Annotated in this window: 26 protein-coding genes and 1 tRNA gene; 16 read left to right on the plus strand and 11 right to left on the minus strand. The window is 62.9% G+C overall.

Annotation, left to right across the window (positions count from 1 at the left end):
- The first annotated feature begins 16 nt into the window (after window positions 1-16).
- The 3 genes from IF10I1_RS06845 to IF10I1_RS06855 all read left to right on the plus strand — a co-directional run bounded on the left by IF10I1_RS06845 (window position 17) and on the right by IF10I1_RS06855 (window position 1,906).
- Window positions 17-466, plus strand: coding sequence for a hypothetical protein (locus tag IF10I1_RS06845; RefSeq protein WP_152967575.1), 450 nt, complete (start codon window positions 17-19; stop codon window positions 464-466).
- 125 nt (window positions 467-591) lie between these two features.
- A complete protein-coding gene (locus tag IF10I1_RS06850) occupies window positions 592-972 on the plus strand; it encodes a DUF4087 domain-containing protein (RefSeq protein WP_186391057.1) in 381 nt (126 codons plus the stop codon).
- Between the two features lie 193 nt (window positions 973-1,165).
- Entirely contained in the window at window positions 1,166-1,906 is a 741-nt protein-coding gene (locus IF10I1_RS06855) for a carbonic anhydrase (protein WP_050474198.1), read from the plus strand.
- Window positions 1,907-1,964: 58 nt separating this feature from the next.
- Here the strand turns inward: IF10I1_RS06855 and IF10I1_RS06860 are convergent, their stop codons facing one another.
- The 4 genes from IF10I1_RS06860 to IF10I1_RS06875 form a co-directional block, all read right to left on the minus strand.
- Complete coding sequence (locus IF10I1_RS06860) at window positions 1,965-2,711, minus strand: pyridoxine 5'-phosphate synthase (RefSeq protein WP_186391056.1); 747 nt, start codon at window positions 2,709-2,711, stop codon at window positions 1,965-1,967.
- A gap of 327 nt (window positions 2,712-3,038) precedes the next feature.
- Window positions 3,039-4,283 (minus strand): phosphoglycerate dehydrogenase, encoded by a 1,245-nt coding sequence (gene serA / locus IF10I1_RS06865; protein WP_186392041.1) that lies wholly within the window; start codon window positions 4,281-4,283, stop codon window positions 3,039-3,041.
- Window positions 4,284-4,442: 159 nt separating this feature from the next.
- Complete coding sequence (gene ilvN, locus IF10I1_RS06870; RefSeq protein ID WP_019964478.1) at window positions 4,443-5,015, minus strand: acetolactate synthase small subunit; 573 nt, start codon at window positions 5,013-5,015, stop codon at window positions 4,443-4,445.
- Between the two features lie 14 nt (window positions 5,016-5,029).
- The gene (locus IF10I1_RS06875; protein ID WP_058899385.1) at window positions 5,030-6,805 is read right to left on the minus strand and encodes an acetolactate synthase 3 large subunit; all 1,776 of its coding nucleotides are present in this window, start codon (window positions 6,803-6,805) and stop codon (window positions 5,030-5,032) included.
- A 558-nt stretch (window positions 6,806-7,363) separates the two neighbouring features.
- Here IF10I1_RS06875 and IF10I1_RS06880 point away from each other — a divergent pair.
- From IF10I1_RS06880 to IF10I1_RS06930, 11 genes are all read left to right on the plus strand, one after another.
- Window positions 7,364-7,439 (plus strand) — tRNA-Lys (locus IF10I1_RS06880).
- A 190-nt stretch (window positions 7,440-7,629) separates the two neighbouring features.
- Window positions 7,630-8,613: a hypothetical protein gene (locus tag IF10I1_RS06885; protein ID WP_186392040.1), complete on the plus strand. Its 984-nt coding sequence runs from the start codon at window positions 7,630-7,632 to the stop codon at window positions 8,611-8,613.
- 442 nt (window positions 8,614-9,055) lie between these two features.
- Complete coding sequence (locus IF10I1_RS06890) at window positions 9,056-9,667, plus strand: RNA polymerase sigma factor (protein ID WP_208975481.1); 612 nt, start codon at window positions 9,056-9,058, stop codon at window positions 9,665-9,667.
- Between the two features lie 48 nt (window positions 9,668-9,715).
- A complete protein-coding gene (locus IF10I1_RS06895; RefSeq protein WP_019964483.1) occupies window positions 9,716-9,943 on the plus strand; it encodes a RebB family R body protein in 228 nt (75 codons plus the stop codon).
- Between the two features lie 619 nt (window positions 9,944-10,562).
- Window positions 10,563-10,967 (plus strand): hypothetical protein, encoded by a 405-nt coding sequence (locus tag IF10I1_RS06900; RefSeq protein WP_055453924.1) that lies wholly within the window; start codon window positions 10,563-10,565, stop codon window positions 10,965-10,967.
- 89 nt (window positions 10,968-11,056) lie between these two features.
- Window positions 11,057-11,485, plus strand: a complete 429-nt coding sequence (locus tag IF10I1_RS06905) for a hypothetical protein (RefSeq protein ID WP_186392039.1) — start codon at window positions 11,057-11,059, stop codon at window positions 11,483-11,485.
- Window positions 11,454-12,329, plus strand: coding sequence for a hypothetical protein (locus tag IF10I1_RS06910; protein WP_186392038.1), 876 nt, complete (start codon window positions 11,454-11,456; stop codon window positions 12,327-12,329). The genes IF10I1_RS06905 and IF10I1_RS06910 overlap by 32 nt, the downstream gene beginning before the upstream one ends.
- Window positions 12,330-12,509: 180 nt before the next feature.
- The gene (locus IF10I1_RS06915) at window positions 12,510-12,830 is read left to right on the plus strand and encodes a RebB family R body protein (RefSeq protein ID WP_050474281.1); all 321 of its coding nucleotides are present in this window, start codon (window positions 12,510-12,512) and stop codon (window positions 12,828-12,830) included.
- Window positions 12,831-13,008: 178 nt separating this feature from the next.
- A complete protein-coding gene (locus tag IF10I1_RS06920; protein WP_050474187.1) occupies window positions 13,009-13,341 on the plus strand; it encodes a RebB family R body protein in 333 nt (110 codons plus the stop codon).
- A 185-nt stretch (window positions 13,342-13,526) separates the two neighbouring features.
- Window positions 13,527-13,856: a RebB family R body protein gene (locus IF10I1_RS06925; protein ID WP_050474185.1), complete on the plus strand. Its 330-nt coding sequence runs from the start codon at window positions 13,527-13,529 to the stop codon at window positions 13,854-13,856.
- Between the two features lie 160 nt (window positions 13,857-14,016).
- Complete coding sequence (locus IF10I1_RS06930; protein ID WP_186392037.1) at window positions 14,017-14,808, plus strand: rhodanese-related sulfurtransferase; 792 nt, start codon at window positions 14,017-14,019, stop codon at window positions 14,806-14,808.
- A gap of 312 nt (window positions 14,809-15,120) precedes the next feature.
- On the opposite strand, the gene IF10I1_RS06935 is transcribed toward IF10I1_RS06930, so the two are convergent.
- Together IF10I1_RS06935 and IF10I1_RS06940 are read right to left on the minus strand one after the other, a co-directional pair.
- Window positions 15,121-15,999: an SMP-30/gluconolactonase/LRE family protein gene (locus IF10I1_RS06935; protein ID WP_186392036.1), complete on the minus strand. Its 879-nt coding sequence runs from the start codon at window positions 15,997-15,999 to the stop codon at window positions 15,121-15,123.
- Window positions 16,000-16,077: 78 nt separating this feature from the next.
- On the minus strand, window positions 16,078-16,560 hold the full coding sequence (locus tag IF10I1_RS06940; RefSeq protein ID WP_050474183.1) for an Lrp/AsnC family transcriptional regulator: 483 nt from the start codon (window positions 16,558-16,560) through the stop codon (window positions 16,078-16,080).
- 144 nt (window positions 16,561-16,704) lie between these two features.
- On the opposite strand from IF10I1_RS06940, the gene ald reads away from it, so the two are divergent.
- Window positions 16,705-17,823, plus strand: coding sequence for an alanine dehydrogenase (ald, locus tag IF10I1_RS06945; protein ID WP_186392035.1), 1,119 nt, complete (start codon window positions 16,705-16,707; stop codon window positions 17,821-17,823).
- Between the two features lie 56 nt (window positions 17,824-17,879).
- On the opposite strand, the gene IF10I1_RS06950 is transcribed toward ald, so the two are convergent.
- From IF10I1_RS06950 to pgi, 3 genes are all read right to left on the minus strand, one after another.
- Window positions 17,880-18,164, minus strand: coding sequence for a hypothetical protein (locus IF10I1_RS06950; RefSeq protein ID WP_050474181.1), 285 nt, complete (start codon window positions 18,162-18,164; stop codon window positions 17,880-17,882).
- Between the two features lie 76 nt (window positions 18,165-18,240).
- Window positions 18,241-18,510 (minus strand): glycine zipper domain-containing protein, encoded by a 270-nt coding sequence (locus tag IF10I1_RS06955; protein WP_019964496.1) that lies wholly within the window; start codon window positions 18,508-18,510, stop codon window positions 18,241-18,243.
- 172 nt (window positions 18,511-18,682) lie between these two features.
- Window positions 18,683-20,308: a glucose-6-phosphate isomerase gene (gene pgi, locus IF10I1_RS06960; protein WP_186392034.1), complete on the minus strand. Its 1,626-nt coding sequence runs from the start codon at window positions 20,306-20,308 to the stop codon at window positions 18,683-18,685.
- 206 nt (window positions 20,309-20,514) lie between these two features.
- Between pgi and IF10I1_RS06965 the strand changes: the two genes are divergently transcribed.
- Window positions 20,515-20,922: a rhodanese-like domain-containing protein gene (locus IF10I1_RS06965; RefSeq protein WP_050474278.1), complete on the plus strand. Its 408-nt coding sequence runs from the start codon at window positions 20,515-20,517 to the stop codon at window positions 20,920-20,922.
- Between the two features lie 33 nt (window positions 20,923-20,955).
- Here IF10I1_RS06965 and IF10I1_RS06970 read toward each other — a convergent pair whose 3' ends face one another.
- Both IF10I1_RS06970 and IF10I1_RS06975 read right to left on the minus strand, forming a co-directional pair.
- On the minus strand, window positions 20,956-21,903 hold the full coding sequence (locus tag IF10I1_RS06970; RefSeq protein WP_186392033.1) for a calcium/sodium antiporter: 948 nt from the start codon (window positions 21,901-21,903) through the stop codon (window positions 20,956-20,958).
- A gap of 189 nt (window positions 21,904-22,092) precedes the next feature.
- On the minus strand, window positions 22,093-22,731 hold the full coding sequence (locus IF10I1_RS06975) for a 2-dehydro-3-deoxy-phosphogluconate aldolase (RefSeq protein WP_050474179.1): 639 nt from the start codon (window positions 22,729-22,731) through the stop codon (window positions 22,093-22,095).
- Window positions 22,732-22,735 lie beyond the last annotated feature (4 nt).

The raw sequence follows: 22,735 nt of genomic DNA on the forward strand, positions 1-22,735 counted from the left end.
TTCCCTGGAGTTGCCGATGAAGACGCCTGTCCTTGCCCCGTGTCTTACCCTGTGTCTTGCCCTTCTGACCGCCATGCCCGCGGCGGCGGCGAGCGCGGAAGATGTCTATGAACGGGTCGAGACCATCCTCGGCGATGCCAAGGGGCTTGATCCGTTTCTGGAAGACGTGCGCCGTGCGCTGGTGACGGGCACGGGAGAAGATGTGGCCGCACTTGCGGCCTTCCCCCTGCCGGTCAACAACAATGGCACGTTCCACTCGGTTGAAACGGCAGAGGAATTCATCGCTGCCTACCCCCGGCTGGTGAGCGACGAGACAAAGGCCGTCGTTGCGGAAGCCGCCTATGAGGATCTTCTGGTGACCGACGAAGGCGTCGCCATCGGCGATGGGGCCGTCTGGCTCAGCCCGGTGTGCGAGGACAATGCCTGCGCGAAGAGCTACTGGGCGATTGTCTCGATCAACAACTGATCCCCGGTTTATACCAATGCTCGATGAGCTTGCCTCATCGAGCATTGGTTAAGCCCCTGCGGCGCTTGAGCATTTTCAAGGCGTGATGCGTCAGCATCGAAAGCCTTGGTATCAGGAGACAGGAAATGCGCATCGCACCCTTGCATGCATGTGTTTGCGCTGTTGCAGCCTCTCTGCTTGCGGCTCCCGCCTCTGCCGCACCTGAGAACCGCTGCGGCTGGATCGTCAATCCGACACCGGGCAACTGGTGGCTGACCGATCGGGACGGAGACTGGATTCTGGCCACGCAGGGCTCGGACCGGGAAGCGCTGGGTATGGAGAATATCGGCGATATCTCCGCCGGCGATTACCGCGCTGTAAACGGCAATTATGGCTATGCCTGCGGCTGCATGAAGGTGGAAACCGAAAAGGAGGACGGAACGCAGTTCATCACGGCCGTCTATTCCTTCCGCCAGCTCAAACTGGCGCAATGCGACAAGGACAAATCCCTGCCAAAGGTGGAGTGAAACCAGCACCCGATGGGCGTGCTTCATCGGGTGTTCGGCAAGCCCCATGGGAAGCATTTGCCTCTCTCTGCGCGCTCTGATTGGCGGCGGATTACATCTTTGTCATGACCTATCCGTAACTTTGCGCGGCTCCTCTTCGGGTTTACTCCAGTGTCACCTCAGCGCTGACTGAGAGGTGGTCAAGGAGACCAGGATGAAAAGCCGTTTTCTGATTGCAGTTGCTGCTGCAGCCCTCATTTCAACATCGGCATTTGCTGCCAGCTCGCCGCACTGGACCTACGAGGGCGCCGAAGGGCCTGCCCACTGGGCGGATCTTGCGAAGAATTTCGAGGTCTGCGAAGCGGGGTACGAGCAGTCCCCCGTCGATCTGACCCATGCGGTCAAGGCCGAGCCTGCGGATATCATGTTCCACTGGAACAAGGATGCCCATTGGACCGTGGTCAACAATGGCCACACCATTCAGGCCAACACCGATGATGGCGGCACCATTGATCTGGATGGCAAGTCCTACGTGCTGCGCCAGTTCCACTTCCACACGCCGTCCGAACACGCCATCGATGGCAAGAAGGCGCCGATGGAAGCCCACTTTGTGCATCAGGCCGAAGATGGCACGCTGGCGGTCGTCGGCGCGATGATCGAGCCGGGCGGGGAGAATGACCTGTTCAAGGCCGTGATGGACAAGGCGCCTGCCAAAGCCGGTGAGGAAGTGCAGGTTGGCGCGGCGGATGCGGCAAAGATGCTGCCCGACACGCGGCACTTCTTCCGCTACGAAGGCTCCCTCACGACGCCGCCCTGTTCGGAAACCGTGGTCTGGACGGTGATGAAGGAGCCGATCAAGGTGTCCGAAGCCTCGATCAAGGAATTCGAAGCCATCTACGCCGCCAACGCCCGCCCGCTGCAGCCGATCGGCCGCAGGTTCATTCTGGAAAAGTGATCCGGTGATCCGCGCCTGGACCGGCTGTCTGAGGCCGGTTCAGGGGTCGGGGGGATGGTTATACTTCCCCCATCGCCTTGCGGAAGCGCTGAACGCTGCCGGCGAAGCCGTGGATGAGGGCGTCGGCGGTGAAGCCGTGGCCGATGGACATTTCGCGGATGAAGGGGGCGCGGCTAATCAGCGCCGGAATGTTCTCCACCGTCAGGTCATGTCCGGCATTGACGCCGAGGCCTGCGGCACGGGCCGCTTCCGCCGTGGCTGCCACCTTGTCCAGCTCCAGCTTCGCCCGCTCCGGACTGTCGTAGCAGGCGCCATAGGGGCCGGTGTAGATCTCGATCCGCTCCGCCCCGATGGCGGCAGCCTCAGGCGCCAGCGCCGGGTCCGGATCAAGGAACAGAGAGACGGTGACCGCCCATTCGCGCGCCGCCGTAATGGCTTCCTTCAGCAGCGCCTTGTCCGCGCCGAACTGCCAGCCGTGGTCCGAGGTGGTCTGTTCCGGCGCGTCGGGCACGAACAGCACCTGATCGGGCCGGGCCTTTTCCACCAGGTCCAGAAACTCCGGAGTGGGATAGCCTTCAAGGCACAGTTCCTTGTTGGGGAACCGGTCCTCGATCAGCTCTGCCAGATCGAACACATCGCTCTTGCGGATGTGCCGCTCGTCCGGGCGCGGATGCACGGTGATGCCCTTGGCGCCTGCCTCCATCGCGATCGCCGCCATGCCGGTGACGCTCGGCCAGGGCAGATCGCGCCGGTTGCGCAGCATGGCGATGGCGTTGACATTCACGGAAAGGCGGGAGGCAGTCATGGCGGGCTTCCGGCAATTGAATGATGCGGCAAGGCCGCAGGACGAAGAAAATTGGCCGAAACGGCGGTCCTGTCAAACCGGATATTGCTGCGGTGACAAGAATTTATTGGGGCTGCTGAGGGAGCAAAGCGTCTCCACTGTCATCCCGGTTTGGCGCAAAGCGGCAAGACCGGGATCTAGTACACCCGGTTCAGGAGATAGCCGGTGCCGGGGATACTGGATCCCCACCTGCGTGGGGATGACAACGGAGGGACGGAGCGCCCCCCTGTAAACCAAACGGCGCGAGGCCGTGCCCCACGCCGTTCGTGTCTCATCAGATCTGAACCATCATACCCGGTTCAGCAGGCGGGCACGGATGGTGCCGGGGAGGGCGCGGATTGCCTCGAGGATGTCGACCGCGTTCTCCACCTTGCCGTCCACATCCAGCACCACATAGCCGGTTTCTTCCACTGTCTGCATGAACTGGGCGTGGATGTTGAGATTGTTGCGGGCGAACAGGTCGTTCAGCGTGCGCATGGCGCCCGGCACGTTGCGGTGCACCTGGATGAAGCGGGTGGCATCCGTGCCGCGCGGCAGCTGCACCTGCGGGAAGTTGACCGCACCCACGGTGGAGCCCACGTCCGAATATTCGACGAGGCGGCGGGAGACTTCCTCGCCGATGCGCTCCTGCGCCTCTTCCGTGGAGCCGCCCACATGCGGCGTCATGATCACGTTGGAGAAGCCGCGCAGCGGGCTGAGGAACTCGTCGTTGTTCGACTTGGGCTCGGAGGGGAACACGTCGATGGCCGCACCGGCGATGTGGCCGCTCTTCAGCGCGGCGGCGAGGGCGTCGATATCCACCACCTTGCCGCGGGCATTGTTGATGAGGAAGCTGCCGGGCTTCATCTTCGCCAGCTCTTCGGCGCGGATCATGTTCCGCGTTTCGGCCGTGTCCGGCACATGCAGCGACACGATGTCGGAGCGCGACAGCAGCTCGTCCAGCGTGTCCACCGGCATCACGTTGCCGTGGCGCAGCTTGTCCACCTTGTCATAGTAGATGACCGTGAGGCCCATGGCCTCGGCCAGCGTGGCCAGCTGGGTGCCGATGTTGCCGTAGCCGACGATGCCCAGCGTCTTGCCGCGCACTTCGCGCGAGCCGGTGGCCGTCTTCATCCAGCGCCCGGCGTGGGCTGCGGTGGACTTCTCGAAGACGCCGCGCATCAGCATGACGATTTCGGCAATGGTCAGCTCGGCGACGGAGCGGGTGTTGGAGAAGGGGGCGTTGAACACCGGGATGCCGCGCTCGCGGGCGGCGGCCAGATCCACCTGGTTGGTGCCCACCGAGAAGCAGCCGATGGCGACCAGCGTTCCGGCGGCCTCGATCACCTCACGGGTCAGCTGCGTGCGCGAGCGGATGCCCACCACATGCACACCCTTGAGCGCCTCGATCAGCGCCTCCTTGTCGAGCGCCTTCGGCAGCATTTCGACATTGTGATAGCCGCTGGCGTCCAGCACAGCCTTCGCCGTGGGGGAAATGCCCTCCAGCAGCAGCCAGCGGATCTGATTCTTCGGCCGGGACAAACCGTTGCTCATGGGCTTCTAAGCCTTCCTTGTGGGACCTTGCGGTCAGCAATCCGAGAGGGGCGGGCCGGAACGGAAAACGGTCACCGGCCGGAGCCGGTGACCGTATATTGCGTTGCGGCGCGTGCGTCTATGGCCTTGCAGGGTTTGACAGGGCCTTTCGGGGGATGCTTACAGCCCTTCGGCGCCGCGCTGGACGGCGGCGACGCCGGTGCGGGAGACTTCGACGAGGCCGAGCGGCTTCATGATCTGGATGAACTGCTCGATCTTGGACGTGCGGCCGGTGATCTCGAAGACGAAGTGATCCGTCGTTGCGTCGATCACCGTGGCGCGGAAGGCATCGGCAAGGCGCAGGGCCTCCAGACGCTTTTCGCCATGGCCTGCCACCTTCACCAGCGCCAGTTCCCGCTCCAGCGGCTTGTCATTGCTGCCAAGGCGCGCCTGCACGGTCAGATCGGTCACCCGGTGCACCGGCACCAGCCGGTCCAGCTGGTGGCGGATCTGCTCGATCACCATCGGCGTGCCGGTGGTGACGATGGTGATGCGCGACAGATGCGCCTCATGCTCGGTTTCCGAAACGGTGAGGCTGTCGATGTTGTATCCACGGCCCGAGAACAGGCCGATGACGCGGGCCAGCACACCCGGCTCGTTGTCCACCAGGATCGATAGGGTGTGGGATTCGATCTTGTCGCTGACTTCGGCCATGAAATAGGCGGAAGGTGCGTTGACGTTCTGTGCGTTCATGACGGTTCCTTGCCTCAGACCAGTGCCTTGCCTGCCGAACCGATGGCATTGGCCACCGCCTCGTCATTGGCTTCATCGGGAAGCAGCATTTCGTTGTGGGCCTTGCCCGAGGGAATCATCGGGAAGCAGTTGGCAAGGTTGGCCACGCGGCAGTCGAACAGCACCGGCCTGTCGACGGCGATCATCTCGCGGATGGCATCATCCAGCTCGCCCGGCTTTTCGACGCGGAAACCAACGCCGCCATAGGCTTCGGCCAGCTTCACGAAGTCCGGCAGGCTTTCCATGTAGGAATGGGACATGCGGTTGCCGTGCAGCAACTGCTGCCACTGGCGCACCATGCCCATGTACTGGTTGTTGAGGATGAAGATCTTGACCGGCAGGTTGAACTGCACCGCCGTGGACATTTCCTGCATGTTCATCAGCACGGAGGCATCGCCCGCCACGCAGATGCTGAGCGCATCGCGGTGGGCAACCTGTGCGCCGATGCAGGCGGGAAGGCCATAGCCCATGGTGCCGAGGCCGCCGGAGGTGAGCCAGTGGTTGGGCGATTCAAAGCCGATGTACTGCGCCGCCCACATCTGGTGCTGGCCAACTTCGGTGGAGACATAGGTCTCGCGGCCCTTGGTCAGCTCGGCAAGCCGCTGCAGCGCATATTGCGGCATGATGATGTCGTTGTTCGGCGTGTAGGCAAGGCAGTTGCGCGCGCGCCACTGGTTGATCTGGGCCCACCAGCCCTTGAGCGCGGCCGGATCGGCCTTGGCCCCGGACGAACGCCACAGGCGGACCATGTCTTCCAGAACGTGGCCGACATCGCCGATGACCGGAACATCCACCTTGACCACCTTGTTGATGGAGGAGGGGTCAATGTCGATGTGGATCTTGCGGGCGTTGGGGGCGAAGGCATCGATGCGGCCGGTGATGCGGTCATCGAAGCGCGCGCCGATGCAGATCATGACGTCGCAGTCATGCATCGTCATGTTGGCTTCGTAGGTGCCGTGCATGCCCAGCATGCCGAGCCAGTTCGCGCCGGACGCCGGATAGGCGCCAAGGCCCATGAGCGTGGAGGTGACCGGGAAGCCGGTGAGCTGGACCAGCTCGCGCAGCAGCTGGCTTGCGTGCGGGCCGGAGTTGATGACGCCGCCGCCGGTGTAGAAGACCGGCTTCTTCGCGCTGGCCATCAGCTCGATGGCCTGGCGCACGGCATTGAGGTCGCCCTTGATCTGTGGGCGGTAGCTCTTGTGGGCGGCTGCCGGGTTGGCCGTCGGGCCCTGATAGGTGCCGGTGGCGAACTGGACGTCCTTGGGAATGTCGATCACGACCGGGCCGGGGCGGCCGGAGGTGGCAACATAGAAGGCCTCATGGATGATGCGCGGCAGGTCGTTGACATCGCGGACCAGCCAGTTGTGCTTGGTGCAGTTGCGGGTGATGCCGACCGTATCGCATTCCTGGAAGGCGTCCGTGCCGATGAGATGGGTCGGAACCTGGCCGGTGATGCAGACAAGCGGAATGGAATCGAGCATCGCATCGGTCAGCGCCGTGACCATGTTGGTCGCGCCGGGGCCGGAGGTGACCAGAACGACGCCGGGACGGCCGGTGGAACGGGCATAGCCCTCCGCCGCATGGCCCGCGCCCTGCTCGTGGCGCACAAGGATGTGCTCGATGTCGTCCTGCTGGATGATCTCGTCATAGATCGGCAGTACCGCGCCGCCGGGATAGCCGAAGATATGTTTCACACCCTGGTCTTTAAGCGCCTGGAGCACCATGCCGGCTCCGGTCATCTCCCGTGTCATCGTCTGCTTCCTTGCCTTGGCTTCTTGATCCAAAATCTCTTGATCTTGCCATGTTTGAAGTGTGTCCGGAGGGCTGGAACGAAAAAGGGCTCCCGAGGAGCCCTTGCTGCGCGCCAGCCTGTTCCGAACGGGTCTACCGTTCAGGCCGCGCGCGTTCCTACTACCAGAAGCAGCTGAGAAGCTGCGAAAATCTGCTTCGCCATCGGGCGTCCCGCTTCCTGACTGCCGGTCTTGCTGTAAAGGCCGGTCATGACAAGTTCAAATCCCGCAGGCCACCTTCGGCAGCTGCTGCAGTTGCGCTGCACACTAGTATTGGTGCCGAGGGTTGGTCAAGCGGAAATTCTGATTATTTCGCAAAAGCCCGTTTGCGTTGCCGAAAGTTGCGGAAGGGGCCGGACGGCTTCCCGGAGTGGCTGATTTCTGCGGATTTTCACGGCCTCTGAAAAGTTTTACACAGGCGCCACAAAAACTTCATCGAACCCTCTTGCATGTCCGGGAGGTGCTGGGTATAAGCCGCTCATCCGAAGCGGACAGGCGCTGACGCCGCCGCGACGAGATGGGTGTATAGCTCAGTTGGTAGAGCATCTGACTCTTAATCAGACGGTCCAAGGTTCGAATCCTTGTGCACCCACCATCTCCTTGCCTTGAAAATCAGGCAATAGTGAAACCGCCCTGCGGCTTGTCTCTTGCTGTTTTTGTCTCCGCTATACCATCCGTAAAAAATGCGATGCAGATCACGGATCTGCAGGGCGGTGGTGTGCATTGTCCGGGCAGGCCGGAGCTTTCCGGCATTCTGGTTCTGATGACACGCATGTGGAGCTCCCATGAAATCGCTGTTCGCCACTGGCGCCCTGATCCTTGCGGGCTGCGTTTCTGCTGCCGGCAGTGCGCAGGCTGCGGAAACTGACTGCGCTGCCGATGTGGCCTATGCCGCTTCCGTTCTCGAAAAGGCCGCGACTGAGCGCGCCGGCGCGGCGCTTTCGGCGATGACGCCGGTCGAGGAGAATGGCCGCTGCATTCTGCGGGATGTTTCCCTGCCTTTGACCGAAGGGATGGTCAGCTACACGATCGAGGCGGATGAGGTGGCCTGGACCGCGCAATGGGGCGAGGGCGGCCGGGAGATCGCGCCGCAGAAACTCGTGCTGGAGATGACCGGCGCGCGCAACATTCCGATGTTCGAGGGCATGCCGGAGTCGATCTATCAGATGCGGCTGATTGGGGAGAGGAACCCCGGCAGCGTTCATCTCGACTATGAGCTGGACCCGGAGCGCAAGCAGCTGGCGCTGAACCGGCTGGAAATCGACATGGGCGGCGGCACCCGGATGCGAACGGCGGCGCGGCTTGAGGCGTTTGATCTTCCGGCGCTGCTGGCCGAGCCGGCGCAGATGGACAAGGTGGCGCAGATCCGGCTGCATGAGCTGGACGTCAAGATCGAGAACGGCGGCTTCTTTGAATCCATGTCGGCGGTCTGGATCGCATTCCTTTATCCCGCCTACGGCGATACGCCCGAAAGCGCGGTGGAGGCCGCAAAGCAGATGCTGACCAGACAGGTTGAGGGGCTGCCGGATCAGCTGGTGGATCAGGACAGCCGCAAGGCATTGGCCTCCATCATTGCATCCGTTCCCCATCCCGCCGGTCTGATGCATGTGAATGTCAGCTCGGCGAAGGGGATTTCGACGCTGGATTTTGCGCCTCTGGCCACGCTGGGGCCGGTGACCCTTGAGGCCGTGCTGCCCCATCTGGACGGCGTGAAGATCACCGTGCGCCATGATGACGTGCCTTCCTGCGTCTGCGAGAGCCGCTGGTAGGCCCGATTTACGATCAATGACATTCCTTCTGCCCGGTCAGGCCCGCCTGTCCGGGCGTAATTTTTGCTGCAGCTGTGAATTAAATCCTCGGTTGTATCTGGTTGCAAAGATCTTGCGCATGCGGAGGGTGCCCATGCCCGCCGCAGCTTTGCGTATTCAAGGTTGCATGCGCGGTGTGCTCACTCACTTCATCTTATGCGTGCAAGGCGTTCAGGCTGATTCCGTTTTCCGGTCTGCCCGAAGACGTTCTTCTGAATTCAAGGTTAAAGACTTAATACACAAAAATATCGTGGTTAGTGAAGTATTAAATTATTAATTTGTGGCTATAAAAAATCCCGCTAAGGTTGTCACGAAGGAATTTCTTCTGCGTCTATCCAGACAAGCCCATGGGGTGAGAGGGTCTGCGTCGAAGACTTTCATGGTTGAAACCGGGAATCGCGCAATGACGAGTGTTTTGCCTGCAAACGGATTGTGGACCAGCTGGATCGATGACGCGCCTGTTCTGCGGCGCCGGGCTTTGCGCCTGACGAAAGGGGACAGGGAGGAGGCGGAGGATCTGCTGTCCTCCACCCTGATCAAGGCGATTTCACACGTGGAGCGTGCAGAGACCCATATCCGTGAACCGCGTGCCTTCCTGCTCTTTGCGCTCAAGAACGAGTACATCAGCAGGTTGCGCCGCAAGAACTCGGAACGTCAGGTGCGGGATTTCTCGGCTGACATCTATGAGGACAACGACACGGGTTTTGCGGATGTGCGCCCCTCCCAGGAGCACCTGCTCTGGCAGCAGGAAATCCTGCGCCGGGTGATGGCGGTCATGAATTCCCTGTCCGCAGAGCACCGGCGGATCTTCGAGCTGCGCTTCTGCGAGGAGCAGAGCTACCGGGACATCGCCGATGTGCTGGGCATTTCCGAGGCGCTGGCGCGCAAGCGCGTGCAGACCCTGCGCCAGACGCTGAGGGCGGCCCTTGGCGAAACCGGGCAGGAGCACTGGAACCAGCCACAAGAGCGGGCCACAAAAACCGCCCCCTCGCGGCCCTCACGGACGAAAGCCTGACGCGTCCAGATTTATGTCGGGTCATCGCAAACCGAACAGGAACAGGAAATGGCCGATCAGCTTGTAAATTCCCAGATCACCGATGCGGTCACCCAGACCAATGTGAAGGTGGTGGCCGAAGCGCCGTCCCAGGCCATCGCGAGCCTCTATCAGGTCAGCAGCCATGCGACGGGCCTGTCGATCCAGAATGCGGTTCACAGCCAGCAGGCGCTCAACCAGGTCATGACGGCGGTCGTCTCCAAGGCGGTGCAGCTGATCATGGAAGTGGGCCAGTAACATCAGGGCGGCGGGTTTTCTTTCCAGTCCGTCCTGACGTGCTCAGGGGTGCTCCGGTCCGGCCGGGGTGCGATGAGGGAGTGGTGCCATGGCCACGAAAACGTTTCTGGACCGCCTGCGCCAATACGTCTCCGCCGCCGTCAGCGGAGCGGAGGGGACGGGCAAGCAAAGAGCCTGGCGGGATGGCTGGCTGTCCGACTGGATCCACGGCGGAAAGCCGGTGGCAGGCGGGAAGGGGCAGCCGGATGCGCCGGAGGTCAGCCTGCAAGGCAGAGCGGCGCCCATTGAGGCAAAGCCTTCGGTGGCCGGACATGTGCCCGCCACAGCTCCGGCCACGGCCAAACCGGCTTCCCGCCTGTCCGCAAGGGCGCCTGATCCCGGGGGTGCTGCCATTTCGCGGCCTGTTCCGGCAGGGGGGCGGGCGGCCGGGAGTGCCGGTGAAGGTTCGCCGGGCTCCGTTAACGTTAACACGAGCCCGTCCGGGCGGGCAGGGGGCTTGCCTCAGTCCTCGCCCCAGACCTTGCGTCCGGTGAACGGACGCCCCGTCAACGGCAGGCCGGTAAACCTTGAGGCGGCCTTTGCCCCGCAGCTTGAGAAAGACCTGTCAAAGGAGAAAAGAATGCCTGGAGATCCGACTGCCCCGGTGGGCGCGACACCGCCTGACACTTCGGCGCTGAACAAGCAGATCGTGCAGGCGGTGAACTTCACCAACTATCAGAACCTGGCGAATGCGCCCGCCATGGTCATTACGCCGCCGGAAATGAGCGTCGGCCAGACGACCGCCATCGCGGTGCAGGATGCCGAAAGCTACATGAACGCCATCATGCAGATTGCGGTGGCCGGGCAGGCGGTGGCCATCAAGAAGGCGGCGCAGGGGCCTGCGGGCGAGTTGATCGCCGTGCCGCTGATGGCGGAAATCCAGGCCATGGTGCAGGCCGCCGTCGCTGTCTATGGCAGTGTCAGCACCACCGCCGGAACTTCGGCCTCCACGGTGATCGGTGATCTGAAGACGGCCGTGTCCTGAGGGGCCGCGGGCTGATGAAATCCTGAAGAACAGGCACGGCAAGGGTGTCGCAGAGGCTGGATCAACTCCGGCCGTTGGGAAGGTGTGTCATGGAACTGAGTACGGATGGCTTGTGCCGCGATCTGGATGTGCTGATCCAGTGCTTTCTTGAAAACTGGGCCGAGGAAATCGGCCAGACCTGCGGTGCGCCGGGAGAGAGCAGGCTCTTCAACGTCTATCCTCAGGTCATCACGCAGCTGTCCTGGGCGCGCACCGCGCTGGGGCAGGCGGGTGAGTTGCTGCAGCTGTCCAGCACCGGAGAGGTGACAGCCGTCACCACCTGCGAGATGGCGGCCGTGTTCGAAGCGGATGGGGCAGGGGCAGCTTCATGCTGTGCTCCGGTCCCGGACAGCAGTTCCGACAGCCTGATGCGCGATGCGCTTGCCTTCATCAGCCAGTCCATGCGCAGCACCAGCCGTTCGGCCAAGACCCGTAAGGAGAGCGAAAATGACGGACGTAGAGACCGGTACCGGAGTTGAGCCCAAGGCTGAAACGGCGTCCGCGCAGGCCGCCGCCCAGCCCCCGGCGCAGAGTGCTGGAGAGATTCCGGCTGTTCCGGCGCCGCAGGTTGATGTGCCGAAGGTGCCAGTGCCCGAAGTGCCGGTGCCCGAAATGCCAGTGCCCGAAGTGCCCGTACCTGAAATCGCGGTTCCGGTGATGACGGCGCCGGCGGCTCAACCCTCTTCTGCCGCCGCTGCCAGCGCCGGGAGTGTTCGGGGGGAAGGGCGTGACGCCGGGCGGGGCGAAGGCCGTGGTGCGGGGCGCGGAGGGGATGAGGCCGGTGCGGCGGATCAGTCTTCCGCTGCCGCCACCGGCGAGTTCGTCCGCGATCTTGCCGGCAGCGGTGGAGGTGGCAAGGACGCCGGCGCCGGAGGGGCCGCCACGGGGGCGCAGCTGCTGCGCCAGCTGCTCATCGAGCATCTGAAGGTCGCAGCTCTGCAGTCGGGCTATGCCCAGGTGACCCAGGCCCTGCCGAAAGTGCTGGCGGCCGGCATTGAGGCCGGACAGCGCAAGAAAGCCGCAGATCAGGCCTATGAAGAGGGGCTGGCAGTTGCGGTGAAGGTGCTGAGCAGTGCCCGTGACGCGGCGAAAAACCTTTCCAGTTCGATCCAGGGAGAGCAGGAGACGCTGGCCAAGCTGCTCGCCAACAACGAGGAACTGGTGAAGCTGCCGCAGGATGCGGTGAAGGCCCTGAGCGTCATGGAGCAGATCGGCCACAATCTGGCGACCCAGAAGGCGGGACTGTCGAACCCGACCGTGCGGCAGGGGCTTCAGTATCAGATCGAACAGATGAAGCAGCATCTCACCGGCTCATCGCGCTGATTGAAGCTGAACATCATGAAGAACTTGCGCCTTCGCGATGAAATCGCGGAGGCTTTGCGCTTTATATTTCACGTGTGTTCTTTAATTTCATGAAATCTGTCACGCGGGGTGGTGGTTGGCGTCTTTTCTTGTGCAGGTGATTGGCTGATTCCGGCCAAGCCGCAGATCAAGGAGATGAATATGGCCGCACCCACTACCGTGAGCCCGATGATCACTGATGCCGTGACCCAGTCCAACGTCAAGGTTGTTGCCGAGTCGCCGGCGATCGCGCTGAGCACGCTCTATCAGTCCATGTCCCACTCGACCGGCATCATGTTCCAGAATGCGGTCGCCGCCCAGCAGCAGCAGAACTCGCTGGCCCAGGCCGCGACCAACCAGGGCATCATGCAGATCTATTCCGTCGACACGACGGCCGCTGCCGGTGCTTCCGAGAAGGTGGCCCAGACGGGCGTGTCCGACAATCTGACCAGCCTTCTGACGGTGCTGCAGTCCTTCAGCTGACCGCAGACCGCAGGGACGCACAGATCAGACCAGATTGGGGCCGGCTTCATGCCGGCCCTTTTGTCATGTGCGGACCTGCGAAATGCCGGCACGCTCCCTCACGGGCGTCTGGGATTGACGTCCTATGAGATGTGAAGGGCCGCATGCGGTGCTGGCCCGCCTCAAGGAGTAAAAAGAGATGGCCGATCCCACCACCGTGAGCCCGATGATCACCGATGCGGTAACCCAGTCCAATGTGCAGGTCGTTGGCGATGCACCTGCCGTGGCGCTCAGCACGCTGTACCAATCGCAGGCCCATTCGCTCGGCATTCTGTTCGAGAATGCGGTTGCCGCCCAGCAGCAGCAGTACACCCTGTCCCAGGCGGCAGCCAACCAGGGCATCATGCAGATCTATTCCGTCAACTCCACGGCTGCGGCAAGCGCGACGGAAAAGGTGGCGCAGACGGGCGTATCCGACAATCTCACCAGCCTCTTGACCATTCTCGGCGCGCTGGGCGGGACCGGCCGCTGACCTGCATCATGCCGTGTGTCAGCGAAGACAGGGGCCGGCACCATCCGGCCTTTGTTTTTACACCCCGGCTGCACGCAGCCATTGATTGAAAAATTCCCGCTCTACCTCACACTGGCGGCGGGATGGCGTCCTAAGGGGTGTAACGGGCCTGAAGCTTCGAAGGCCTGCTTGAAGGAGTGAATTACATGGCTGATCCTACCACCGTGAATCCGATGATCACCGATGCCGTCACGCAGTCGAACGTGAAGGTTGTCGGCGAAGCTCCGGCTGTCGCCATCAGCACCCTCTATCAGTCGATGGTGCATTCGACCGGCATCCTGTTCGAGAATGCCGTTGCCGCCCAGCAGCAGCAGAACTCGCTGGCGCAGGCCGCCGCGAACCAGGGCATCATGCAGATCTACACGCTGGACACGACCGCAGCGGCCGGTGCGACCGAAAAGGTGGCCCAGACCGGTGTTGCCGACAACCTGACCAGCCTGCTGACCGTTCTGAACGCTTTCAGCGGCGGCCGCTGAGCCCTTTCCCGGACCTGAGGAGCCGGGATCACTGGAGCGCTGTCCTTCTCTTGCGGGAAGGGCTGCGCTCCCTTTTGCGTTTTGGCACCGGGCGGGTTTATAAGGCGCTTCAGAAAACACGACGGCGGCAATTGCGCGCCGGATCAGCCAGGTTTGCCGCATGTATCTCGTCGCCGCCCTTTACAAGTTTGTTCCTCTGGAAGATTTCCGCGATCTGCGCGGCCAGCTGCTGGAACTGTGCGAAAAACATGAAATCTGCGGCAGCCTGCTGCTGGCGGACGAAGGGATCAACGGCACCATCGCCGGAGCGGAGGAGAACCTGCGCCATGTGCTCGGTGTCATCCGTCAGGATCCGCGCCTTGCCGATCTGAACCACAAGGAATCCTGGGCCGAGCGCAAGCCCTTCCAGCGCATGAAGGTGCGGCTGAAGAAGGAGATCGTTACGCTGGGCGTTGAGACCGTCGATCCGCGCAAGCTTGTCGGCTCCTATGTGGCGCCGGAGGACTGGAACGCCCTCATTTCCAGCCCGGACGTGCTCGTGATCGACACCCGCAATGATTACGAGTTCGCCTTCGGCACCTTCGAGGGGGCGCTCAATCCCAAGACCCGCTCCTTCCGCGAGTTTCCGCAGTGGCTGAAGGCGCAGCAGGCGCTGGAGGGCAAGCCAAAGGTCGCGATGTTCTGCACCGGCGGTATCCGCTGCGAAAAGGCCACCTCGCTGCTGCTGGACATGGGCTTCGAGGATGTCTTCCACCTCGATGGCGGCATCCTGAACTATCTGGAAAAGATGCCGGAAGAGAACAGCCTGTGGTCCGGCGAATGCTTCGTCTTTGACGAGCGCATCGCCGTCGACCACAGCCTCAAGGCCACCTGGGGGCGCAACATCCCCGAAGAGGCCAAGGACTTCGTCCGCAAGCCGGACGTGGAGACGAAGGCCGAAACAGAGGCATAGCCGCGCCACACACTCTGCGTCGCCCCGGACGAAGCGGAGCGCAGATCCGGGGACCACTCGTTTCCAGAGCGGTGAGGCCGAAGCTGGCGGACAGGCTTGCGCAAAATCCCGCCGCCGCAGCACTCAGGACAACGGCACTTCTCTGCAAACGAGTAGGCCCCGGCTCGCGCTACGCTTGGCCGGGGTGACACAGTGCCTCTCAGCGCAGACCTGAGACAACATCCCGCCGGTGTGTAGCTCTCTCTCTGTCTCTGATGAAAGGCATCTTCTACCAAGGCGCTGGGGTGCTGAGGCATCGCGCCTTGAAATTACTCAAATCACATCAAACCGGTAAGACGGCAGGCCTGTCAGGCCGGGGCGCAGGTGGAAGAGGCTGCCGGACTGGGGCGCGGCTTCGATGCTGGCAGCATCATCCGGGCGCAGGCTGGTGATGACGAGATCGGCCAGCTCCGGCCCGCAGAAGCAGGGCATGGTCGGGCGGGGCACGGGCAGGGTGAATTTCGCCAGAAGCGCGCCTGCCGGCGAGAAGCAGTTCAGCACGCCGGCCGAAACGCCTGCACTCCAGTAATTCCCCGAAGAATCGACCGTGGCACCATCCGGGCGGCCCGTCTCGTTGGTGAGCTGGGCAAAGCGGGTGCGCTCCGACACGGCGCCGGTTGCCGGATCAAAGCGCCAGCGGTCCACCCAGCCCGGGGAACTGTCGGCGTGATACATGGCCGTGCCGTCCGGCGACCAGGCGAGGCCGTTGGAGACATGTACACCGTCGAGGATCTGCGTCACCTTGCCATCGGGAGCCACCCTGTAGAGCCCCGCAACCGGCTGGCGCGGCGAACGGTTGTCCATGGTGCCGACCCAGAAGGCGCCGTCCGGCCCGGCCTTGCCGTCGTTGAGGCGCGTGTGCGGATTGTCAGCCTCGATGCTGGCGATGGTTTGCTGCGCGCCGGTTTGCGGATCGAACAGGATCACCTGATCCCAGACGGCCACGATCAGCCGTCCATCCTCGCACAGGGCGAAGGAGCCGACTTCATTGGCGAAGGTCCAGGTTTCCAGCTCACGGCTCTGCCAGTCGAGAGCGTGAACGGTCTTGCCCTTGATATTGGTGAAGAAAAGCTTCTGGCGGCGCTCATCCCAGGTGGGACATTCGGCCAGCGCGAAGCGGCCATCGAGCAGGCAGGTGATTTCGGCAGTCAAGAAAGGCTCCAGATCCGTGGATGCGTCGTTTGCGCGCACTATAGGCGGAAGGAGCTGCGGGCGTCGACCTTGCTGTGGTCAGTCGGTGCTTCGGTGGGTACTGTCCAGTGGAAAGGCGGTCTTGCGGACGATGGGCCGGATGGCGAAGGAGGATTTCATCCGCGAAACGCCGGGCAGCCGTGCCAGGGTTTCGCGGTGCAGCCGCTCGAAGTCGTTGGGGTCCTCCGCCGCAAGCCGGAGCAGATAGTCCGCATCGCCGGCCATAAGGTAGCATTCCATGATCTCGGGGGACTGCCCCACGGCCTGCTCGAAGGCGAGAAGGACCTCGTTGGACTGGCCCGTCAGGGAGATTTCGACGAAAACATCCATGCGCCGCCCAAGCTTGCGCTGATCAAGCAGGGCGGCATAGCGGCTGATGATGCCGCAATCCTCAAGCGCCCGCACGCGGCGCAGGCAGGCAGATTGTGAGAGGCCGACTTTTTGTGCCAGATCGGCGTTTGGCATCCTCCCGTCCTGCTGGAGCAGGGTGAGAATACGCTTGTCGATCCGGTCTAATTTCATCGCGCCTCGCAGAATATGCGGATTATACCGCTCAAATTCGCATTGTAATGCAAAAATGCCGCTTACGCTGCAAAGAACGCAAGCCTATTCGATCACATCTCCTCTAGTGTCATCGCATAAATCCTTACCAGAGAGGAATAAACGATGCGCATTGGTGTGCCAAAAGAAATAAAGAACCATGAATACCGTGTTGGTCTGACACCGGATAGCGTCATGGAAGTTGTGGCTCATGGTCATGAAGTTTATGTCGAGACGAATGCAGGTGCCGGTATTGGCGCTGCAGATGCCGCCTACGTGGCAGCCGGTGCCAAGATCTGTGCAACGGCAAAGGAAGTCTTCGATGTCGCCGAAATGATCGTCAAGGTGAAGGAGCCGCAGGCCGTTGAGCGCGCCATGCTGCGCCCCGATCACACGCTTTTCACCTACCTGCACCTGGCTCCGGATCCGGAGCAGACCGCAGACCTCGTCAAGTCCGGCGCGACCTGCATTGCCTATGAAACCGTGACCGATGGCCGTGGCGGCCTGCCGCTGCTGGCGCCGATGTCCCAGGTTGCCGGCCGTCTGTCGATCACCGCTGGTGCCAATGCCCTGCAGAAGGCTGCTGGCGGTTCCGGCATTCTCGTTGGCGGCGTGCCGGGTGTGGCGCCTGCCAAGGTCGTTGTCATCGGCGGCGGTGTCGTTGGTGCCCATGCCATCACCATGGCGCTGGGCCTCGGCGCCGATGTGACCGTGCTGGACCGCAACGTCGATGTGCTGGCCGGCCTGTCGCGCACCTTCGGATCGGGCCTGCGGACGGTCTATTCCACCAAGGCTGCGCTTGAGCAGTATGTGCTGGATGCGGATATCGTCGTGGGTGCCGTGCTGGTGGCCGGTGCTGCCGCGCCGAAGCTGGTGACCGCTGACATGATCCGCCGCATGAAGAATGGCTCTGTCGTCGTGGACGTTGCCATCGACCAGGGCGGCTGCTTCGAGACCTCCCGCGCCACCACCCATGCCGAGCCGACCTATATCGTTGACGGTGTGGTGCATTACTGCGTCGCCAACATGCCGGGCGCCGTGCCGCGCACCTCGACCTTCGCCCTCAACAATGTGACGCTGCCCTACACGCTGGCGCTGGCCGATCAGGGCGCCAAGGCTGCGCTGCTGGCCAATCCGGCCTTCCTGCCGGGCCTCAATGTCTACAAGGGCAAGGTGACCTGTCAGGCCGTTGCCGAGGCTCTGGGCTACGACTATGTCGCACCGGAAGCCGCGCTGACGGCCTAAGGCTTTCACGGACTGAATGACATGAACCCCGGTGCCACAAGGCGCCGGGGGTCTTGTCATTCGGGGCAGGGGATGCGGTAATAGATGCCGTCCGGCCCGCGCTTGACGCATTTGCCGGGAGTGAGGGCGCCAATCAGGCCGCCGCCCGCCGCGCCCACCACGCCGCCGGCCACGGCTGCGCCCGGATTGCCGCCCAGCAGCCAGCCTGCGCCTGTGCCTGCCGCTCCGCCAACAGCTGCCCCCGCGACGGCCCGCTCGGTCTGGCTTGCCGAATTGCAGGCGGCAAGTGCAAGCCCGGATGCAAGCAGCAGCGCTGCGGCGGGGAAGGGGAACTGTGGCACGGATCTCTCACAAAATAAGAAGGCCTCCCCCACCGATGGATGGGGAAGGCCTTGCCTGTCAAGTCAAGCCTGAAGCTTACGGGCAGACAACCCGGTACGGACGGCCGTAACGGTCATAGGCCACGCAGTTTTTCGGCGTGGTTGCCGAACCGACGATCGCACCACCGGCACCGCCGATGACGCCGCCCACGAGGGCACCGCCGACGTCGCCCGTCGCCGCAGCACCAATCACGGCGCCGGTTGCAGCACCAAGACCACCGCCGACCAGGGCGCGGTCACGCTGGCTGTCGGACTGGCAGGCTGCGAGCAGCAGACCGGCCGCAGCAAGAACAACGAATCTCTTCATCTGATTTCTCCCGAAATTGCGGATATGATTCCGCAACCAAGACCGCCACCGATATTAGTCCAAAGTGACGAGATTGCGGTGATCCATGTCACTTTTGTAACCCATCAGCGCTGATTTGGTTCCAATAAATCGCACCGTCCGCCTGACAAGGTGACTTCGCAGCCAAGTTCCGTCAAGCGCTACGTAATGCGGCCAGCAAACCGCGTGTGGACGCGTCCTTGGCATCGGCCGGTGCCTCGCCCTTGACCATCGGCAGCAGGGCCGTTGCCAGCTCCTTGCCAAGCTCTACGCCCCACTGGTCGAAGGAGTTGATGCCCCAGATGACGCCTTCGACAAACACCCTGTGCTCGTAGAGCGCGATCAGGCGGCCGAGCGCAAAGGGCGTCAGCTGGTCATGGACAATGGTGATGGACGGCCGGTTGCCGGGGAACACCTTGTGCGGAGCCAGCCGCTCCACTTCGTCTGCCGCCATGCCGCTTGCGGCGAGCTGCGCTTTCGCCTCGTCCAGCGTCTTGCCCAGCATCAGGGCTTCGGACTGGGCCAGGCAGTTGGCCACCAGCATCTCGTGATGATGCGCCAGCTCCGGTTCATGGCCTTTTGCAGCGACGATGAACTCGCACGGGATCACCGTCGTGCCCTGATGCAGCAGCTGATAGAAGGCGTGCTGGCCATTGGTGCCGGGTTCGCCCCAGACCAGCGGGCCGGTCTCGGTTTCCACCGTGGTGCCATCCAGTGTCACGCGCTTGCCGTTTGATTCCATGTCAAGCTGCTGCAGATAGGCGGGCAGGCGCGACAGGCGCTGGTCGTAGGGCAGCACGGCGCGGGCGGCGTAGCCCATGGCATTGCGGTTCCACACGCCGGTGAGGCCCAGCAGCACCGGCAGGTTCTGCTCCAGCGGGGCGGTGCGGAAATGCTCGTCCATGGCATGGGCGCCTTCGAGGAATTCGGCAAAGGCATCCGGACCGATGGCGATCATCAGCGGCAGGCCGATGGCCGACCAGACGGAATAGCGCCCGCCAACCCAGTCCCAGAAGCCGAACACGCGGTCTTCCCCGATGCCGAAGGCAGCCACCTTGTCCAGCGCGGTGGAGACGGCGCAGAAATGCGCGCCAACGGCAGCCTCACCCAGCGCTTCGGCGATCCAGGCGCGGGCCGTGCGGGCGTTGGTCATGGTTTCGATGGTGGTGAAGGTCTTGGAGGCGACGATCACCAGCGTCGTGGCCGGGTCCAGGTCCTTCAGCGTGTCGGCGATATGGGCGCCGTCCACGTTGGACACGTAGTGCAGGCGCGGGCCGTCGTGATAGGGGGCGAGCGCCAGCGTCGTCATCACCGGGCCAAGGTCCGAGCCGCCGATGCCGATGTTGATCACATCGGTGAAAGGCGCGCCGGAGGCGCTGGCGATGTCGCCCGAGCGGATACCCTCGGCAAACTCGCCCATGTCTGCGAGAACTTCGCGAACATCCGGCATCACATCGACGCCATCCACCAGCACCGGTTCGTCCGACTGGTTGCGCAGGGCGGTGTGCAGCACGGCGCGCTTTTCCGTGCCGTTGATCTTTTCGCCCGCAAACATGGCGGCACGCTGTGTCTCAAGCCCGGCTTCGCGGGCAAAGCGGCACAGCAGGAAAACAGTCTCGGCCGTCAGCAGCGACTTGGAGAAATCGATCAGCAGGTCACCGTCGCGCACGCTCAGCTTGTCGAACCGCTTGGGGTCTGCCGCGAACAGATTGCGCAGGCTGGTGGCCTTCAGGTCATTGGCGTGAGACTTCAGCGACTGCCAGTGGTCCGGAGTGAACATGAAAGCTCCTTAATCGATTTAAAATCCTGACTGCGCAGGCATACTGCAAATCATGGCAATGGTATAGCACGCGGGCATGACAGTGCCATGCCCCAGTTTCCGGGTAGCAGAATGACGGCGTGAAATCTTGTTGTGCCATTGATGGGTCGCCTTCTGCGGCGGACAGTGGCATGATTGGCCCGTCCGGTTTCTCGGGAGGCTTTGGCATGGCTCACAGAATATCGCGCGGTATCGATGTGCTTCTGGCAGAGGCGGCAGAACTGGTCAGCGTGATTTCCGCCGAAGAGGCGAAGCTGCTGCTTGGCCGTGATGGTTATGTCTTCGTTGACTTGCGCGACGTGCGCGAGATCCAGAGGGAAGGGGCCATTCCCGGCGCCTTTTCCTGCCCGCGCGGCATGCTGGAATTCTGGATCGATCCGGCGAGTCCCTATCACAAGCCGGTTTTCGCCAGCGATGCGACCTTTGTGTTCTTCTGCGCGGCAGGCTGGCGCTCTGCACTTGCGGCGCGGACGGCCATCGAGATGGGTCTGGAAACGGTCGTTCACCTTGAGGGCGGGTTTGCGGCCTGGGCCACGGCAGGCGGTGCCGTCGAGCAAATGGCAAGACGCGCCTGAACCCGGCGCGTCCTGCTGCGATGTGCCCGAACCTCAGACGCCCGGCATCTGGGTGAAGAGATAGCCGCAGTAGCCCGTGTAAAACACCAGGAAGACGGCGCCAGCCAGCCGGTTGATCGACTTCAGCCCCAGCAGCATCAGCGCCAGCAGTACGGTGACGCCCAGCATCAGCGGAATGTCGAAGCTGGCGATGCTGGGGGCGATTGCGACCGGATGGAACACGGCGGTCGCGCCCAGAATGCCGATGATGTTGAAGATGTTCGAGCCCAGCACGTTGCCGATGGCGATTTCCGAATGGCGGCGGAAGGCGGCGATGGCGGAGGTGGCAAGTTCCGGCAGGCTGGTGCCGACTGCAACAATGGTGAGGCCGATCACCGCTTCGGAGATGCCATAGCCGCGGGCGATGGATGTGGCGCCGCGCACCAGCAGATCCGCTCCGATGACAAGGCCCGCAAGGCCGCCGGCGATATAGGCAAGCTGCATCCAGAGCGGCATCGGCACAGGCGCGTGCTCGTCGTCCTCCTCTGCTTCCTCCTTCTTGCCGTAGACGGCGGCATAGAAAAGATAGGCGCAGAGGGTGACGAACATCGCCGCGCCCATCAGGCGCGAGACATGGCCGAGATAGCCCAGCACCAGCGTGAAGGCGGCGACAAGGGTGACCATGGCGAGGTCCCGGCGGATGCCGGGAATGGCGGTCGGGATCGGGCAGATCACGGCAGCAACGCCGAGGATGAGCAGGATGTTGGCTGTGTTGGAGCCGACCACATTGCCGACGGCAATGTCGGGCGCGCCGTCAAAGGCCGCCTTCAGCGATACAAGCAGTTCCGGCATGGAGGTGCCGAAGCCAACGATCGTCAGGCCGATGATCAGTGGTGGCATGCCAAATCGCGCTGCGATGGAGACCGCGCCTCTCACCAGCGCTTCACCGCCGATGAACAGAAGGACGAGACCGGCTGCAAGATACGTCAGATCCAATGCCATAAAACCACTTCCTTCTGTCAGGTGCCGGATCGGCCGGCCATGTTCGCTCTGCCGCAAGAGACGAGCGGAACCAAAGTCACAACTGTCTGGAAAACAGTCCGGAAAATCCCGGCGCACTTAAGAAGAACCGGCGGGTTTTTCAAGCCCGCCGGTTCGTTGCGTCCGTAAAATACAGAATATTTGTGTGTATCAGCCTTTGATGGCTGCCGCTTCGCGGGCGCGGGCCTCGATCCCGGCCCAGTCGCCCGAGGCAATGGCCTTGGCATCGGCAATCCAGGAGCCGCCGACGCATAGCACGTTCGGCAGGGACAGGTAGCTCGGAGCCTTCTCCAGGGTGATGCCGCCGGTCGGGCAGAACTTCACCTGTGCCAGAGGCGAGGACAGGGACTTCAGATAGGAAGCTCCGCCCGCCTGTTCTGCGGGGAAGAACTTGAGGCGGAGATAGCCGCGCTCGATCAGGGCCATCACTTCCGAAGAGGTAGCTGCGCCCGGCAGCAGCGGCACGTCGAAGTTTTCCGCCGCATCCAGCAGCTTCGGCGTGGCGCCGGGGGAGACGATGAACTTGGCGCCCGCCTTGACGGCGGCTTCATACTGGGCGGCATCCAGCACGGTGCCTGCCCCCGGAATGGCGCCTTCCACGTTGTCGGCAACGGCCTTGATGGCCTCCAGCGCGCGCGGGGTGCGCAGGGTGATCTCGATGGCCGGGAGGCCGCCGCGCACCAGGGCCTGAGCCATGGGAACGGCTGCCGCAGGGTCCTCGACGATGAGAACGGGGATGACCGGCGCAGCGGTCATGACAGCTTCAATACGGGCGGTATCCTGCGGCATTCCT

Source organism: Pannonibacter sp. I15F10I1 (assembly GCF_900185665.1).
GTDB classification, from domain to species: domain Bacteria; phylum Pseudomonadota; class Alphaproteobacteria; order Rhizobiales; family Stappiaceae; genus Pannonibacter; species Pannonibacter indicus.